Annotated in this window: 16 protein-coding genes and 1 pseudogene; 4 read left to right on the top strand and 13 right to left on the bottom strand. The window is 46.2% G+C overall.

Features of this window, described 5'->3' with window-relative positions:
• The 4 genes from ADA01nite_RS02815 to ADA01nite_RS02800 all read right to left on the bottom strand — a co-directional run.
• Positions 1 to 585: transposase family protein (locus tag ADA01nite_RS02815; RefSeq protein ID WP_146808386.1), on the bottom strand; the 585-nt coding region annotated here is incomplete at its 3' end.
• Positions 586 to 709: 124 nt separating this feature from the next.
• Positions 710 to 1,468 (bottom strand): HAAS domain-containing protein, encoded by a 759-nt coding sequence (locus tag ADA01nite_RS02810; RefSeq protein ID WP_077701821.1) that lies wholly within the window; start codon positions 1,466 to 1,468, stop codon positions 710 to 712.
• Positions 1,458 to 1,805, bottom strand: a complete 348-nt coding sequence (locus ADA01nite_RS02805; protein WP_077706858.1) for a PadR family transcriptional regulator — start codon at positions 1,803 to 1,805, stop codon at positions 1,458 to 1,460. Before ADA01nite_RS02805 ends, ADA01nite_RS02810 begins: the two co-directional genes overlap by 11 nt.
• A gap of 59 nt (positions 1,806 to 1,864) precedes the next feature.
• Positions 1,865 to 2,347: a hypothetical protein gene (locus ADA01nite_RS02800; RefSeq protein WP_146808385.1), complete on the bottom strand. Its 483-nt coding sequence runs from the start codon at positions 2,345 to 2,347 to the stop codon at positions 1,865 to 1,867.
• 445 nt (positions 2,348 to 2,792) lie between these two features.
• On the opposite strand from ADA01nite_RS02800, the pseudogene ADA01nite_RS02795 reads away from it, so the two are divergent.
• Positions 2,793 to 3,128: pseudogene (locus ADA01nite_RS02795) on the top strand (IS110 family transposase); the annotation flags it as partial.
• Between the two features lie 156 nt (positions 3,129 to 3,284).
• Positions 3,285 to 3,710, top strand: coding sequence for a hypothetical protein (locus ADA01nite_RS02790; protein WP_146808383.1), 426 nt, complete (start codon positions 3,285 to 3,287; stop codon positions 3,708 to 3,710).
• 92 nt (positions 3,711 to 3,802) lie between these two features.
• Here ADA01nite_RS02790 and dtd read toward each other — a convergent pair whose 3' ends face one another.
• From dtd to ADA01nite_RS02750, 8 genes are all read right to left on the bottom strand, one after another.
• Complete coding sequence (gene dtd / locus ADA01nite_RS02785) at positions 3,803 to 4,243, bottom strand: D-aminoacyl-tRNA deacylase (RefSeq protein ID WP_146808382.1); 441 nt, start codon at positions 4,241 to 4,243, stop codon at positions 3,803 to 3,805.
• Positions 4,244 to 4,259: 16 nt separating this feature from the next.
• Positions 4,260 to 6,452, bottom strand: a complete 2,193-nt coding sequence (locus ADA01nite_RS02780; protein ID WP_146808381.1) for a RelA/SpoT family protein — start codon at positions 6,450 to 6,452, stop codon at positions 4,260 to 4,262.
• Positions 6,453 to 6,602: 150 nt separating this feature from the next.
• Positions 6,603 to 7,118 (bottom strand): adenine phosphoribosyltransferase, encoded by a 516-nt coding sequence (locus ADA01nite_RS02775; RefSeq protein ID WP_146808380.1) that lies wholly within the window; start codon positions 7,116 to 7,118, stop codon positions 6,603 to 6,605.
• A complete protein-coding gene (gene recJ / locus ADA01nite_RS02770) occupies positions 7,108 to 9,450 on the bottom strand; it encodes a single-stranded-DNA-specific exonuclease RecJ (RefSeq protein ID WP_146808379.1) in 2,343 nt (780 codons plus the stop codon). Before recJ ends, ADA01nite_RS02775 begins: the two co-directional genes overlap by 11 nt.
• A 70-nt stretch (positions 9,451 to 9,520) precedes the next feature.
• The gene (locus ADA01nite_RS02765; protein WP_146808378.1) at positions 9,521 to 10,486 is read right to left on the bottom strand and encodes a cation diffusion facilitator family transporter; all 966 of its coding nucleotides are present in this window, start codon (positions 10,484 to 10,486) and stop codon (positions 9,521 to 9,523) included.
• 100 nt (positions 10,487 to 10,586) lie between these two features.
• Positions 10,587 to 11,513 carry a protein translocase subunit SecF gene (gene secF / locus ADA01nite_RS02760; protein WP_146808377.1) on the bottom strand — a complete coding sequence of 309 codons (927 nt, stop codon included), beginning with the start codon at positions 11,511 to 11,513 and terminating at the stop codon, positions 10,587 to 10,589.
• Positions 11,503 to 12,741, bottom strand: a complete 1,239-nt coding sequence (gene secD / locus ADA01nite_RS02755; protein WP_146808376.1) for a protein translocase subunit SecD — start codon at positions 12,739 to 12,741, stop codon at positions 11,503 to 11,505. Before secD ends, secF begins: the two co-directional genes overlap by 11 nt.
• A 245-nt stretch (positions 12,742 to 12,986) precedes the next feature.
• On the bottom strand, positions 12,987 to 13,223 hold the full coding sequence (locus tag ADA01nite_RS02750; protein ID WP_146808375.1) for a post-transcriptional regulator: 237 nt from the start codon (positions 13,221 to 13,223) through the stop codon (positions 12,987 to 12,989).
• A 97-nt stretch (positions 13,224 to 13,320) separates the two neighbouring features.
• On the opposite strand from ADA01nite_RS02750, the gene spoVB reads away from it, so the two are divergent.
• The gene (spoVB, locus tag ADA01nite_RS02745; RefSeq protein WP_146808374.1) at positions 13,321 to 14,898 is read left to right on the top strand and encodes a stage V sporulation protein B; all 1,578 of its coding nucleotides are present in this window, start codon (positions 13,321 to 13,323) and stop codon (positions 14,896 to 14,898) included.
• Between the two features lie 96 nt (positions 14,899 to 14,994).
• On the opposite strand, the gene corA is transcribed toward spoVB, so the two are convergent.
• A complete protein-coding gene (gene corA, locus ADA01nite_RS02740; protein ID WP_146808373.1) occupies positions 14,995 to 15,966 on the bottom strand; it encodes a magnesium/cobalt transporter CorA in 972 nt (323 codons plus the stop codon).
• A 295-nt stretch (positions 15,967 to 16,261) separates the two neighbouring features.
• Between corA and ADA01nite_RS02735 the strand changes: the two genes are divergently transcribed.
• A complete protein-coding gene (locus ADA01nite_RS02735) occupies positions 16,262 to 16,639 on the top strand; it encodes a TIGR04086 family membrane protein (RefSeq protein WP_246147194.1) in 378 nt (125 codons plus the stop codon).
• Positions 16,640 to 16,784: the final 145 nt, after the last annotated feature.

Genomic DNA, 16,784 nt, shown 5'->3' with positions numbered 1-16,784 from the left:
ATCTTTGAGTCTTGAAAGATAACTGATAACCACATCTTTATTCCGTTTACGTAAAATATCAATTACCGACTTGTTTTCAACATCAGTGATGACACAACGATAATTTTTAAGCAAATGAACTTCATCAATACCAAGCCATTTAGGAGTTCTGAAATCTGTATGTGCTTCAAGTTCAGAAACATAATCATTGAATATGTTTCGAACAGTTTTTTCATCTACACCTATATCATCTGCAACGCTGGTAAAGGTCTTTTCGAGACTTGCTTCTTGAATCCAATCTATAAGTCTATTAGTAACCGAACGACTAACGTCCATATCGGGAAGGTTCTCAAAAAACGTTTCATTACACTCCCTACATTTATATCTTTGGCGATTGACATAAATACCAACACGTTTAGCGTGCATTGGTAGGTCGAAATATAGTTGTTGTTTCTTACCATGTTTGTATAAGTTTGCAACAGTACCACACTTTGGACAATGTGAAGGGGGTAGTGTAGTAGACTCAACTAAGAATCTATAATCATATTCGCTTTCTTTCATATCCAGAATCTTTAAGTTTGGTAGATTGAGCATATTGGTTAACATTTACTTTTTCCTTTCAAAGTTTAGAATTAAAATAGAAAACTAATGAAAACAGCTCGTGAAAACCTAAATTAAAATAATGGTTTGACATAGGTTTCCACGAGTCTAATGTTATATTAGTTAATCTTCACTTACTTTTTTCCAATTTAGACAATATCCAGAGGTAAATGGCAATTCCTCCAAAAGTTATGATTGTACTAACGATTAGTTGTGTTTCGTATTGCAATGTGGTCAGATTTAGTAAATAATCAGGAAGTGTTAACAATGCTATTATAATGATTAAAGTCCATGATTTTGCCCAAATGGAAAAACCTATTATAAATAGTACTGTGATTACACCAATGATTAGGCTTCCAGTATTGCCGAAATAAATGACGGGAGTGTCGATGGCTCTATTTAGGTAGATTAACCCAATAAATAGAGCGATGGGCAGTATCGCTATACCAGCCAATATCAACCCCTGTCTTTTGAGAGATTGATTTGATGTAGAAATATATTTAAACCCTGTGAAAACAGAAGCAATAAATATTGCACCAATTATAATATGCCCGATAATTTCCAAGATAGAATAGGAGAGGTTGCCTTCTAATAAGTCAGGGAAAATTGTAATAGAAAATGATCCAAGAATGATTAGGCAAATGTATTTAAACCATGTTCTATAGTCAATTAACATCTCGTTAGAAACCATCTCCATATATTCTTTCGGAGATTTTCCAATAATTTTTTCAATGGATTTTCCGTTTTTTTCGGCTTCGGACAAATGGATTTCTAATTCATTCACAATTTCCTCAATTTCATCCCATTGTTTTCCACTTGAAAATAAGTATACACGTAAGTTTTCCAAGAACTCTTGGCTTTCTTTAGAAAGTTTTAACTTATTCTTCAATGATGTCATCTCCTTTTGTATATTTTGTATCTGGCTCAAAACACAACACTTTGTTAACATTAGACTGTAAATTATTCCAGCGTTCTATAAATTTATTCAATTCTAACTCCCCCTTTGGAGTTAGTGAATAATATTTTCTCCTTGGTCCTGCTGTGGATTTTTTTAAGGTAGATTTAACTAATTCTTCTTTTTGCATCCGCAATAACAATGGATAAATTGTACCCTCACTAAAAGAGTGGAAACCATAACTTTCAAGTTTTTCTGCCATTTCGTAACCATATACTTCTTTATCCTTGATAATTGCCAGCAAACAGCCATCAATGATACCCTTCAGCATTTGTGTTGTAGACAAACTTCCCCCTCCTTTCTCACTAACTTGTAATACAAGAGTTATGTTTATAAAGTATCATGCATTACATGATATATATGAAGAATAGCATTATTAGTCTTGTAATGCAAGGTATAATTCAAAGAAAATCCATATAGAAAAGATTCCACACGATTATCCGATTCACGAGGATAAAATACTATATATATAATAGAAGTTTTCCATATGATAATCCGAATACCCTTTCTAGTAAAGTAAGCTCTACCTATAGGACTGGAACTCCCAACCTTAAACACGTCGATCCAATAAGTATTCGAAGGGCTTGACTCATAAGATGTGGCATTAGAATAAATAACAAGAGTACTAGCACCTGGTGCAAACCTCTGGGCTGTATCGGGATTAGTTGAAACTTTAATACTAAAAGTAAATTGATACGGCAAGAAAATAGTTCCGGCTGCCGTTACTTTTTCTAACTCATCTTTTGATACACTTTGGATTTGAATAGGATTTTGTTTATTCTCAGTTTCAGAAACTGCCTTAGCCTTTTTCAATAGTTCAGGGTCCTTTATATATTTTTCAATATCTTTGTTAAAAACCCGCGGATGCTCTCTAAATTTTCTTTCTGATTCTTCCGCCCATTTCTTCTGCTCTTCTAAGGTGCCAGATTCTAACTTATATACTTTTTGATCCTCCGAAATAATTATTGCTTCGCTTGCAGATTGTTCATTAGTTGATGCAAAAACCGATGTAGCGTACGTGAAACTCTCTATCCTCCTGTAGCTTTGACTACTTCAAAAGTCTGTTTCCCTGGTACTCGTTTGTACTTCTAACCCGCAGGCTGTTCTCTCTGACACCCCATGCTGGAAGATAGCAGCTTCCAGGCAGCCCATGGACCAGAGTAAGTTCTCATACGCGAGGCTGAGGCTGGGCGAGTGCGCCAGGGGCATCCTGAAGAGTCCATTTCCCTCGATCCTGTAAAGAAAGGAGGTCATCCCCATGCGGTTATATGTCGGAATTGACGTAAGCTCTCTCGATATGAAAATTTGTATGATGAATCAGGAGGGGGATACCCTCACATCCTTCACGGTGAAAAACAACCTTGAGGGTGCCCATTACGTACGAGATCAAATCCTTGCCCTTGCAGACAAACATCATAGCCAGCACATCCAGATTGGCCTGGAGTCTACCTCTGTCTATAGCTGGCATCCTGCGATGTTTCTCACAGATGATGAACAGCTTCGCAAGCGTCAAACGAAGGTCTTTACGATCAATCCAAAACTCATTCGAAAGTTTAAGGAAGCGTATGTGGATTTGGACAAGACCGATCAGATTTTTTATAAAGTGTATGTAAATATATTTTACATCCTCTTTTTTGGTAAATAAAGTAATAAAATTATATATTAATTACAAAATGGTAATATTTTATAAATTTGCCGCTGTTTTCTTCCGATAATAAGGGGTGAATGATAAAAACGAGGAGGATGAAAAATGAGCGTAAGTTCTACTTATTTTAACAATCGTTCTGAATTTCAAATGCAAGCTACCTACATGACTGCAAGATTTATGCACGGATATCAGGGGAAGTTTGAAGAATTCAATGAAGTTATGAAAAATGCAAAAGAACCCATTAATCCGGCCCATGCAAAACAAATATCTGCTAAAGAATCAGCAGGAAAAATGGCAATGGGTACGAGTGAGTCATTGGTTAGACTTGCGGAACGAGGGGCAGAATTAGGCTTATGGGATGACAGTTTCTATCAACAGCGAATAAATCAAATAAAGCAACGCTCTCAAAAAAGTAATCATCTTGCGGTAGAAGAAAGAGCAGCAAATCAAAAAATGCAACTTCCTCAATTGTTAATTGAAAATAGAAGACAAGCTGCTACGGCTATGTATGAACAAAATTTGTTTTAGTTAAAAGGGATTGTAATCGAATTCTTAACCCTTCCTTACGTCTAAGCAAAAAGGGGGTAAAGGCACGAGGCCTTCACACCCTTTTCCAACCTTTATTTACTTTCCACAATCAACGTAACCGGCCCGTCATTTACAAGAGCAACGTCCATCATCGCCCCGAAAACGCCGGTCTCTACGTTCAGTCCCTGCTCACGCAGCTTATCATTGAAAAAATCATACAGCGGCTTAGCCTGTTCGGGCCGGGCGGCTTCCACGAAGCTGGGACGCCTTCCTTTGCGCGTATCCCCGTATAGCGTAAACTGCGATACGGAAAGAATAGCGCCCCCTTCGTCCTTCACCGAACGATTCATTTTCCCGTTCTCATCTTCAAAGATTCGCAGATTGGCGATCTTCTCCGCCACATATTCCGCATCGTCTTTCGTATCCCCATGCGTAATCCCGACCAGCAGAACAAGTCCCCTTTCGATCTTCCCTACAATTTCTCCGTTTACGGTAACGGATGCTTGTCTGGATCGTTGAACAACTACGCGCATCGTGCGACAACCCTTTCTACGTATTCATCACCCGGCGTACGGAATACACATCGCGGATCTTCTTGATTCGCTCCACGACCTTATGCAGGTGATCGAGATTCTGAATTGAAATCGTCATATTAATCCTCGCCACACGGTTCTTATCCGACTTTCCGGACACCGCAGAGATGTTCGTCTTCGTATCGGCCACCGTCGCCAGCACTTCGTTAAGCAGCCCGCTCCGATCATGCCCGGTAATTTCAATATCGACATTGTACTCATGCTTCAAGTCCGCATCCCATTCGACCGGAATAAGACGCGCCTTATCCTCTTCGCTACAGGACTGAAGGTTTAAACAATCCTGACGGTGTACGGAAACGCCGCGGCCTCGGGTAATGAATCCGACAATGTCATCTCCGGGAACCGGGTTACAGCATTTCGAGAAACGAACAAGAAGGTTATCCACGCCTCTGACGCTTACGCCCTGGTCCGGGCGCTTACGGCGCGGCGCTTCCTGCTTAATCTCCGCAATATTGGACTGCTGTTCTTCCCGTTCTTTGCGCAGTTTGTCGGTTAAACGGGTGGCAATCTGCGCACCGGTAATGCCGCCGTAGCCAACCGCAGCAAACATGTCTTCTTCGCCCTGGAAGTTGAACTTGTTCGCTACTTCCTGCAGATTATCAGGCAGCATGACTTCCTTCGGTTCGAAGTTATTTTTACGCAGTTCGTTTTCTACCATCTCGCGGCCTTTGGCCACATTTTCTTCCCGCTTCTCTTTTTTGAACCATTGTTTAATCTTGTTGCGGGCATGGGATGACTTCGTAATCTTCAGCCAGTCGCGGCTCGGTCCATAGCTGTGCTTCGACGTTAACACTTCGATAATATCGCCTGTCTTTAGCTGATGATCGAGCGGTACAATTTTGCCGTTCACCTTGGCGCCAATTGTGCGATTTCCCACTTCGGAGTGGATGCGGTACGCAAAATCGAGAGGCACGGAACCTTTTGGCAGCTCGATGACGTCCCCTTTCGGAGTAAAGACAAAAACAAGGTCGGCAAACAGGTCCATTTTTAAGGACTCCATGAATTCCTGTGCGTCTTTTGTCTCCTGCTGCCATTCAAGAATCTCACGGAACCAGGAAAGTTTCGTTTCGAAACTCTCTCCGTCCCCGACCTTTTTCCCTTCCTTGTAGGCCCAATGGGCTGCAATCCCGTACTCGGCAATCCGGTGCATCTCCACTGTCCGAATCTGTACTTCCAACGGCTCGCCGTTCGGTCCGATAACGGTCGTATGCAATGATTGGTACATGTTCGCCTTCGGCATGGCAATGTAGTCTTTGAACCGGCCAGGCATCGGCTTCCACAGTGTATGCACAATCCCCAACGCCGCGTAGCAATCACGAATGTCATCTACAATAATCCGTACCGCCAGCAAATCGTAAATCTCGTTAAACTCTTTGTTTTGCTTTACCATCTTACGGTAGATGCTGTAGATATGCTTCGGACGGCCGGAAATCTCGGCTTTAATATGAATCTCCTGCAGTTTCTCCTGCAGGGTGGCAATAACGCCTTCGATAAAATTCTCCCGCTCCGCCCGCTTCTTCTTCATTAAATTAACAATTCGGTAATACTGCTGCGGATTGATATAACGAAGTCCCGTATCCTCCATCTCCCATTTGATGGAGGCAATCCCAAGCCGGTGCGCCAGCGGAGCGAAAATCTCAAGCGTTTCGTCGGAAATCTGGCGCTGCTTCGCTTCGGACAGATGCTTGAGCGTCCGCATATTGTGCAGCCTGTCAGCCAGCTTAATTAACATCACGCGCAGATCTTTGGCCATCGCAAGAAACATCTTCCGGTGGTTTTCCGCCTGCTGCTGCTCTTTCGACTTGAATTTAATCCGTCCCAGCTTGGTAACCCCTTCGACCAGATTGGCCACTTCCGTTCCGAATTCCCGGGCAATTTCCTCGCTGGTCACGTCTGTATCTTCGACTACATCATGCATAAACGCCGCTGCCACGGTTACTGCATCCATCTGTAAATCGATAAGAATACCGGCTACAGCGATTGGATGAATGATATACGGCTCTCCTGATTTCCGCACCTGACCGTCGTGGGCTTTGCGGGCAAATTCGTATGCCCGCCACAGAAAATCGACGTCTTTTTCCGGCAGATACTTTTTCGCATTCTCTATAACCTGATCGATTGCGGTCTCAATCGCCGTTTCGATGCTCATGACACTATCTCCTTTGCCACTCCCCTGGAATATTACCTTTTATTATCTGTGAATTGTAAAGGAAAGTAAAGAGGGGGCTGATTCCACATGTCCTACCTGATGCAAAAAATCCTTCCCATGCGGACAACAAGGAAGGATCTCACACTATCATTAATATTGTACCAGCGTGAAAATATCATGCTCAGGGCCAAGCTTCTCACGGCCGTTGAGGTAAGTCAGTTCAATAAGAAACGTCAGACCGACAATTTCCCCGCCCAGTTTTTTCACCAAATCAATGGTCGTCTGAATCGTGCCACCGGTCGCCAGCAGGTCGTCGGCAATCAGCACGCGCTGTCCCGGCTGAATAGCGTCTTTGTGCATGGCCAGCGCATCTTTTCCATATTCAAGAGAATACTCTGCTTGAATTGTCTCAAACGGGAGCTTTCCTTTTTTGCGTACCGGCGCAAAGCCGGTTCCTAACTGAACGGCAAGCGGACAGCCGATTACGAAGCCGCGCGCTTCCGGTCCCACAATAATGTCCGGCTTCTTCTCTCGTGCGAATTCAGCCATCCGGTCGATCGCCGCACGGTATGCCGGTCCGTCCTTAAGCAGCGTCGTAATGTCTTTAAAACGAATGCCTTTCTGCGGATAATCGAGGATGACCCGAATCTTCTCTTTAAAATCCATGGTATATCTTCTCCTTTACAGGGGCGTCCTGCAGCGTAAATCGCTTCAAAAACGCACGCAATGATTGGTATGAGGAATATAAAAGCTCGGTTTCAAGCTCCAGCGCTTCCTTCTGCCGCTGGTACACAATTGATTCCGTTAAGTCCCGCTTTTCTTTCGCTTCTGCCAGCTGGTAACTTTGCTCATCTCGATTAAGAAATCCGAGGTCGCGGAATACTTCCAGAATGAACAAAACAGCGGACGGCGTCAATTTTTTCGCCTGCGCAAGCAGCGGAATATCGTTGTGTCCTAACGTTTTGTGGTGGTATACAGTTTTATACACTTCTTTAAACTGTTCACGAGAAGGCAGGGACGGCAGTGTGTTCGGCTCTTCATCGAACAGGCAATACAGTCGTTCCAACTCCGGTTGGGCACCCAGCGCTTCTTCAAGTTCTTGATAGGAATGGGGTAAATCATACAATACCAGCTGGCGTGTTGCCGAATTCGGCTCCAGATGGAGCGTACGCCATCCTCCGGCATGCTGTTCCAGCTGACGACGATTCTTTTCCCGAAATGCGACAATGCGTGCCGGCGCATTGCCGTCCAGCTGCTTTATCTTCTCCGATTTATTGCGTGTCCCGCGCCAGTCAAATACCTGCAAACCCGGTACAGCTAGATCTTTGAGAATGAACTGCGCCCTGCGCTGATTGTTCCACTCATTGACTGCAAGCTCGCCCACTATGTTGGCCTCATCCTGCAGGGTCAGCTCGGCTGCCTGATCTGCCATCTTAAAACCAATGCCATCCAGTGTCACACCATCCTGACGAAACTGGCATTTCACATGGTTTTGCTCTTTTCCGATCGTGCGCAGATCGGCAATCTCGACGCCTTCAATGAGAATCTTGGGGCTTGGATTGCCCAGACCGAACGGCGCAAGCTTCTCCAGTTGTTCAATCGTTTCCAGAGTCGCTTCCGAAAGCCGGCAGACCGCATCCACCTTCGTGATCGGAATGTAATCGTCGGCAGTCAACCATTTCCGGGCCAATTCATTCAAGCGGTGACGAAGTTCCGGTACGTCACCTTCGGCCAGTGTCATGCCCGCCGCCATTGGATGGCCTCCATAATGCGGCAGGATGTCCGCGCATTCCGTCAATGCTTCATACATATTAAAACCCGCGATGCTGCGGGCGGACCCTTTGGCTTTGCCATGCTCTGAGTTAATGCTTAATACAATGGCCGGACGGTAGAATTTCTCGACCAGACGTGATGCCACAATACCGATGACGCCTTCATTCCAGCCTTCTTTGGCTACCACCAGCACATTCGTTTCTTCTTCCGGCATCGCCAGCACCAACTGCTCGGCTTCAGCTGCAATCGCTTCTACCAGTTCCTGACGCTCCCTATTCAAATCGTCCAGTTCCCGCGCATACCGCTCCGCATCCTCAGGATTGCTCGTGATAAACATCTTGACAGCCCGGTCCGCCGTTTCCAGTCGGCCGGTCGCGTTGATGCGGGGCCCCATGCCGAAACCGATATGATATGCCGAAACTTTTCCTTCGATACCGCACACTTTCTTGAGTGCCTGTACGCCCGGGTTAACCGAATGCTCGAGCGCTTTCAGCCCCAGCTTCGCAATGAGACGATTCTCGTCCACCAGCGACACGAGATCGGCGATGGTACCGATAGCCGCAATTTCAAGCAGATGGTGCGGAAGATCACCAAGCAATGCATGCGCAAACTTAAATGCCACCCCGGCTCCGGCCAGCATTTTGAACGGATAAGGACAGTTCGGCTTCTTCGGGTTTACTACTGCGTATGCATCCGGCAGGGTCTCCGGCGGTTCATGGTGATCGGTAATGATTAAATCAAGGCCGAGCTCTTTTGCCAGCTCAGCTTCTTTTACGGCGCTGATCCCTGTATCCACTGTGATGACTACAGAAAATCCGCTTTCCGCCGCTTTTACCAGCGCACCTTCATTTAATCCGTATCCTTCCGTAAAGCGGTTAGGAATGTAATATTGAAATGTGGCGCCGGCCATCCGCATCGTGTGAATCATGATGCTTGTGCTCGTCACGCCATCCGCGTCGTAATCACCATAAATCAGAATCCCCTCGCCGTGTGCAATAGCCCGCTTGATGCGTTCAACTGCCGCATCCATACCGTCAAGCAAGAACGGGTCATAGAAATCCTGCAGACTGCCGCCAAGGAACTTCTCCGCCGCCTCTGCAGTCTGAATCCCCCGTCCGACAAGCAATTGGGCTAGGAGCGGCGAAATATGTAATTGCTGCTGCAGTTGCAGTGCAAGTTCTTGGTCAACCTCTTCTATTTTCCAGCGGGTCTTCGATTTTACCAAAGTTTTCTCCCACCTCTCCTTAAACACTTGTTCATTATACTAGAGAGAGGAAAAAACGGGCAACTATTGTTTAGTGCAAAATCGGACCTTCCCGCTCGGTTATGTCCGTTTCATGAAGCGGAGGGTAGGAAGTATCATCTTCTCTGGCACGCCCGTACGGATTAATGTGTACGAATACATTCTGCACATTTGCAAAAGTATCCAGCAGCGCACGTTTCACATGTTTGCCGATACGGTGTCCTTCTTCCACCGTGCTCTGCGCGTCTACGCTGATTTTTACATCGACGATAACGTAATGTCCATGCTCCCGGGCCAACAATTCGTCAACGCGCAGCACGCCGGGTACCATTGCCGCCGTCTCACGCAATTCCTTGCTCTTCTCTTCATTCCAAACTACATCAAGCGTGCTGTGAATCGACTCTCGAAGCATACGGTATGCCATTTGAATCACAAGCCCGGACACGAAGACCCCTGCCACCGGATCAAGGTAGACAAGCGCCGGGTAGCCCAGGCGCTGACCAAGAATGGCTCCGCCAATCCCAACTAAAGCAGCGAATGAAGAATATACATCCGAACGGTGTTCCCAGGCATTGGCGATAATTGCCTGACTGTTTAGCTCTTTGCCAATACGGTATTTATAACGGAACATCCATTCCTTAACCCCCATTGAAATAAGGGCAACATATACGGCCAGCATGCCTGGAGCGATAATCGGCGCAAAAAATGATTGTACCGTATTATATGCCATCTCAAATCCCACTACAAACAAAATAATCGAAACGATAATGGCGGAGATAGGTTCCGCTTTACCATGGCCGTATGGGTGCTCAGGATCGGGCGGAACCTGTGAAGCACGCAGTCCGATAAGTACCGCAAATGATCCCACAATATCTGAAGCTGAATGAATCGCGTCTGCCAGCAGCGCTTTACTATTGGCAACCACTCCAATAATCGCTTTGACAACCGCCAAAGCAAGGTTGCCAACAATGCCTACCCAGGCAGCGAATCTGGCTTTGGCAAACCGTTCTCCACGCATACGCTAACACTCCTTTATTCCCTCTACGGCAGATTTTGTGCGCGAAAAAACCGCGGGCGCACCCCGCGGTTTTATCCTGTTTCCTTATAGTATGGCTTCCTTACGCTTCATTATTAGCAAGAGCCATTTTTTTCTTTTTCAAATCATGCTCTCTCCATGAAACCCAAATCTGACTCGCGATAAAAATGGAGGAGTAGGCCCCGAAAATTAACCCGATAATTAGTGCCAGCGTAAAATGACGAATGCTCTCTCCACCGAAAATGTAGAGGGCCAGGGCACAAATTACCACGGTCAAAACCGTATTAATAGAACGGGCCAGCGTTTGACCAATACTGTAATTTACGACATCTTCAACATCTTGTACCGTTTTCAGTTTAGCATGCTTCAGATTATCACGAATCCGGTCGAAGATGATGATGTTATCATGAATCGAATAGCCGACGATTGTTAGAATCGCAGCAATAAACGTTAATTCTACTTCAATTTGAAAAAGACTGAACAACGTAATAACGAGAAAAACGTTATGCAAGAGTGCGATAATCGATGATAACGCGAAACGAAACTCAAAGCGAATCGTGATATAGATGACAATCCCAATCGAAGCCAATAACACGGAATACAGCGCAGAGCGCGCCAGCTCCTGACTGATAATCGGATTGACCGTGCTCTCCTGTAAGGATACATCTTTGCCGTATTTCATCTGCATGGCTTTGGTCAGCTTGGCGAATTCATCCTTATGAATCGGTTCCGCAAATTGAATAACAGCCATATCCTTCTTGTCGCCCGCCGTTGTTACACTCCCCGGCTTCAGACCCGCCTGTTCCACGGTTTGTTGTACTTCAGACTCGTTAAACGTTTTGCCGATTTGCACCTGCACCCTTGTCCCGCTTTTAAAGTCGACTCCAAGATTCAGTCCGATCGTTAGAAGTGAAATAATCCCGGCAATAATCAGCACAGCAGAAACAAGAAAATACTTTTTTCTATGTTTTACAAAATCGAATTTATAGTTACTAAAATCATAGTTCACGGATGTCACGCTCCTTTACTCCGTAATAAGAAGGTTTGTTAAACAGGTTTGAGCGTACCGCCAGGCCCATCAAGAAACGGGCACCAGCCACCGACGTGAGCAGGCCGACGAGAATACTTAAGATGAGAGTCACCGCAAAGCCGCGGATCGCACTCGATCCAAAGTAGAACAAAACCAATGCACCGATAATGCTCGTAACATTGGCATCAAGAATGGTGCTCAATGAACGTTTAGAACCGGCACGCAGTGCGGATAAATACGATTTACCGCTCCGCAATTCTTCTTTAATTCTTTCATACATAATAATATTTGCGTCCACGGCCATACCAATCCCGAGAATGAAGGCAGCAATGCCCGGCAGCGTAAGCGTAACACCCATAAGGTTTTGCAATAAAAGCAGCAAATAGATATATGCCACTACTGTAATGCAGGCGATGAAGCCCGGCATTCGGTAGTACACAATCATGAACAGGAAAACGATGAGTGTACCGACAACACCAGCTTCTATTCCGCTCTCAAGCGCTTCTTGTCCCAGCTTCGCCCCGACGCTTGTCGAGAATACTTCTTTCATTTTCACCGGCAGTGCGCCAGCATTAAGGATAGCGGCCAAATCTTTGGCTTCCTGGATGTCCTTCTGCCCATCAATCTGGGCAGTTCCGTTCGGAATTACTTGCTGGATGACCGGCGCGGTAATTAGCTGTTCGTCAAGGAAAATGGCCATTTGCTGTCCTACGTATTTCTGGGTTACGTTAGCGAACTTCTTCGGGTCTTTAAACTGCAGCGTCACAACCGGCTGCTGTGTCTGCGGATCCAGTACGCCCTGCGCACCATTCTCCGCCAAATCGCTTCCGCTCATTAATATATTTCCCTGCATATCACGGAATGTCAAATTCGCAGGCTTTCCAATCATATCACGGGCTTTTTCCTGATCTGTAACACCGGCCAGGCGGACACGGATCCGGTTCTCGCCTTCCGCCTGAATCTCCGGCTCGGCTATTCCCAGCTTATTCACCCGATTATCCAGCGCCTTCGTTGCGTCTATTAATGTTTCTTTCGTCACCTTCTGTTTTTCATCGAGAGGCGACACCTCATATAATATTTCGAATCCCCCGCGCAAATCAAGGCCGAGGGTCGTACCCATCGCTACTTTTTTCCCAGTCAAAGCAACCGTAGCAAAAACGACAGCCACAATAACAAGGAGAGTAACAAGACGACTCCACTTAATCATCTCCCGTAGTTCCTCCTTTTTCAAGCAATACATTTTATTATAGCCACTCCTATTTTTCACTGTCAATTTACCCTTAAAGGAAATTCAACAGCGCATAGAAGCTATACTCTCCTCTGCTTCACAGCTAAACACTCGTAGAAACAAAAGAAAACGAGCGCACACCACTTTTTGTGAGGCCCGTTTTCTTTTACGTATACGCAAGAAATTTGTTTCGTAAAATCGAATGACAAATTATTCACGTTTTCCTACATTGGATCGCCTTTGTACGCGCGCATGGTCATCCAGTTCATCCAGCGGCCGGGCTTTAAGGACAAAATGTCGTTGACCACCTTATGAAGCCGCGGAATTTCTTTATATTTCTCCGAAACGCACTGCCAGATTTCTTCTACTGTAATATCCTCATAACCCAGCATTGCAAATTCTTGTGCTTTAATCTCGCACACGTACGCCAGCTTCTCGTCAAGCGGCTGTTTCTGTATCATAGGTAAAGCCTCCTGTCTCCGTTAATTTCAGGCATGTTTGCTTGGGGTACATGCATATGCTGTCAACAAATATGCATGGGAAAAGAGAGGACATATTATGACGAAACAAACATTTATGAAAGGAACGCTCATTCTTATTCTTGCCGGTCTGATTGTCAAAGTACTCGGCTTTATCAATCGGGTTATGCTGGCCCGGATTATCGGGGCGGAAGGTCTTGGACTGTATCAGATGGCAGTCCCGACGTTTGTCCTGATTATCTCCCTCGCCACCTTTGGTTTAAACGTCTCGGTGTCCAAGCTCATCGCTGAAGCGGATGCGCAGGGAGAGAGCGGAAAGGTACGGGCTATCCTGCAAATGTCCCTCGTTATCGTATTCGTACTTAGCATTGTCTTCACCGCGATCATGCTGGTGGGCGCTTCCGTAATTTCCCGTTATTTCCTTACTGACGAACGGGCATTTTATCCGCTCATAGCCATTGCACCCATCGTGCCCATTGTTGCCGTATCCTCGGTGCTGCGCGGCTATTTTCAAGGCAAACAGAACATGGTGCCGACCGCAAGCTCGCAGGTCGTAGAACAAATTGTCCGCATGTTTACCGTCATCATTCTCGCATCCTGGCTTATGCCTCACGGGGTGGAATATGCTGCGGCGGGCGCAATGATCGGTGTCGTCCTCGGAGAAGGCGTCGGCATGCTAAGCCTCTTCCTCCAGTTCCGCAGACAGCGCTTACCGAAACTGCTGAAACGGCACAGCCTGTCCGGTCTGCTGGATAAGAACCGTGATACATTCCGCAGCCTCCTTGATATCTCAATCCCGGTTACGACCAGCCGGATCGTTGCCTCGTTGACATTTTTTATCGAGCCGATTGTCGTTGCGCAGAGCCTTTTACTGGCCGGGATTTCTGCGAGCACCGCAACCAGCTTTTACGGTCAGCTGGCTGGAATGGCCATTCCTCTCTTACTCTTTCCGACTTTTATTACGTATTCGCTTTCAGTTTCGCTCGTTCCTGCTGTCGCGGAAGCCGCTGCACAAAAAAATGACAAACTTATCTATCGTCGAATCTATCAATCCGTTCGGCTGGCACTCGTCATCGGTGCCCCCTGCGCCGCCCTGCTGTATGTCTTTGCCGAACCGTTGGCCACCCTGTTGTATCACGATGAAAAAGTCGGGCATTTTCTGAAGCTGATGGCCCCTTACTCTATCTTTCTGTATTTTCAGGCGCCGCTGCAGGCCGCACTTCAAGGGCTTGATCATGCGAAGGTGGCAATGCGCAACACCATCATCGGCGCTCTGTTGAAAACGGCCGCCATCTTTCTGCTCGCATCTCGTCCGGAGCTTGGCGTTGACGGAGTGGTACTCTCGGTCAATATCAGCATTCTATCGGTAACGCTCCTGCATTTCTTCAGCATCAGCAAAATCACGGGCTTCACAATAGAAGTAAAAGATTTGGCTAAAGTGGCATTCAGCGTAGCGCTTTCCGGTTATACCACCCTGCATATGACACGCTACTGGTCGCATTTGATGGATTTATCACAAGCGATGCTGCTCGCCTCCTGTCTGGGGCTTATCATTTATACGCTGCTGCTTATCTGGCTGCGGGTGCTCGGCAAGCAGGATGTGCAGCGTATTCCATGGGTCGGAGCGGCACTTGCCCATTTCCTTCCTAAACGCTAAAAAACCAAAAGCAGACAGAAAATAAGGCGTTATTTCCTCTGTACCGAATGGCATTCTTCCAGACGTCGGAAAGACATCCTTTTTTTGTCTGCTTTTCTACAGCCAGCGCTTTCGTTTGAAATAAAGAAGCATAAGGGCGATTACGGTGAATAATACAGCCATGATTATCCAGAAGCTGTATGCCTTTTCCTCTCCCGGCAAAGGCACATTCATGCCCATCAGTCCGGTAATAAACGTAAGCGGCATCATGATAGTAGAAATAATCGTCAGAATCCGCATGGTCTCCGTCGTCTTGGCGCTTACGATAGAGTAGTACGTATCAAGCGCTCCGTTTACGAGATCGCGAAACGTCTCCGTCGAATCGACGATGCGTTCAAGATGGTCGACTAAGTCGATATAGAACGGAATGTTTTCCTCATTGATTTCAAACAACATGGTCCCATTTACAGGTGCGAAAATTCTCTTCTGCGGCAGGATTACGCGGCGGATTAAAATGATGGTCCGCTTCAGTGCCAGGAATTCCTCGGTAATCTCTTCCATTTGATGTTCGTAGATTTCATCTTCCAATTCGTCAATCCGGACGCTAATCCGGTCCATAATCGGAAAATATTCATCCGTAATACCATCGACAATGGAATATAGCAGAAAATCCGGCCCCCGGTTCATAAACTGCTTGCTGTGCAGGCTTGTCGCCGCAATCCGCCCGATCGAAGGCATGGGCCGTTTATGAATCGTTACAATATAATTCAGTCCTAAGAATACATTCAGCTCAAGTGTAGTAATCTCATTATCGCTTTCCTCATTGTAGCGGAGAGCATGAATGACGAAAAAATAATAGTCTTCATAGTCGTCGACTTTTGCCCGGGGGCTTACATGCAGGCAGTCTTCGATCGCCAGTGGGTGAAACCCGAAAATGTCGGCCACATACTGCAGCTCGTCGTTGCCCACGTCGTACAGATCAATCCAGAGCAGATCTTCCGGCGAGCGCAGGAAGCTATGCACCTGATTCAGGTCGACGTCATGCTGCATCGCTTGCTGTGAATGGTTATAAAAATATGTTTTAATCACAAATTTCCACCCCCTGTCATACAGGCAGGCAGGCGCCGGGCACGCCCGCTGCTTTTATCATCATACGAAAAAACATCCACGCTTTCAAACAGAAATATGGAAAAAACCACCATAGCTTCCCAGCAGCAACCCCGGCATGAACATCACGGGAAGGACAGATAACTTTTACGGTACGAAGGAAAAGAGGAAAGAAAACGAGGGAATGATTTCATGGTTTTCACACAAAATGGCGCAGTCCTCAGCATAATTCGTCCTCCCTATTCATAGGATTGTACAAAAAAGCGAGGTGTATCCCATGCTGAAAATGAGCCAAATAAAGCTCCCCATGCTGGCCGGATTTATCTATACTTTCACCATTGTTCTACTCGGTGCCGTCGTTACTTCTCTCATTCTCGCCTTTACCGAAACACGCGAATCTTCCCTTCCGACTGTCGTCTACACGGTAAACGGGCTTGCCCTGTTCGTCGGCGGTTTCGTCTCCGGCAAGCGCGGCGGCATGAAAGGCTGGTACTACGGCGGCATGACTGGCATTCTCTATTCCATCTTCATCACATTGCTCAGCTTCCTCGGCTTCGATGCCAAACTCGGTATAAGCAGCCTCTATCACCTTCTGCTCGCATTCCTGGTTGCGGCAGTCGGGGGAATCATCGGAGTTAACTTGTCGAAGAAATAAGCGCAGCCTATCAAATAGCTTTAAGTTAGTAGAAAAAGGTCCAAAAACTTGACTTGTGCGCTTCCTCATAGAATATAACACGAAAAAAAGCGGGGGGCACCCGCTTCCTTATTATTAGCCTTCTTTATTCCTGTGAAAATTGTGA

It is taken from the genome of Aneurinibacillus danicus (assembly GCF_007991215.1).
GTDB classification, from domain to species: Bacteria; Bacillota; Bacilli; order Aneurinibacillales; family Aneurinibacillaceae; genus Aneurinibacillus; species Aneurinibacillus danicus.
The sequence above is the reverse complement of the archived record's forward strand: the minus strand, read 5'-3'. Positions and strand labels throughout refer to the sequence as shown.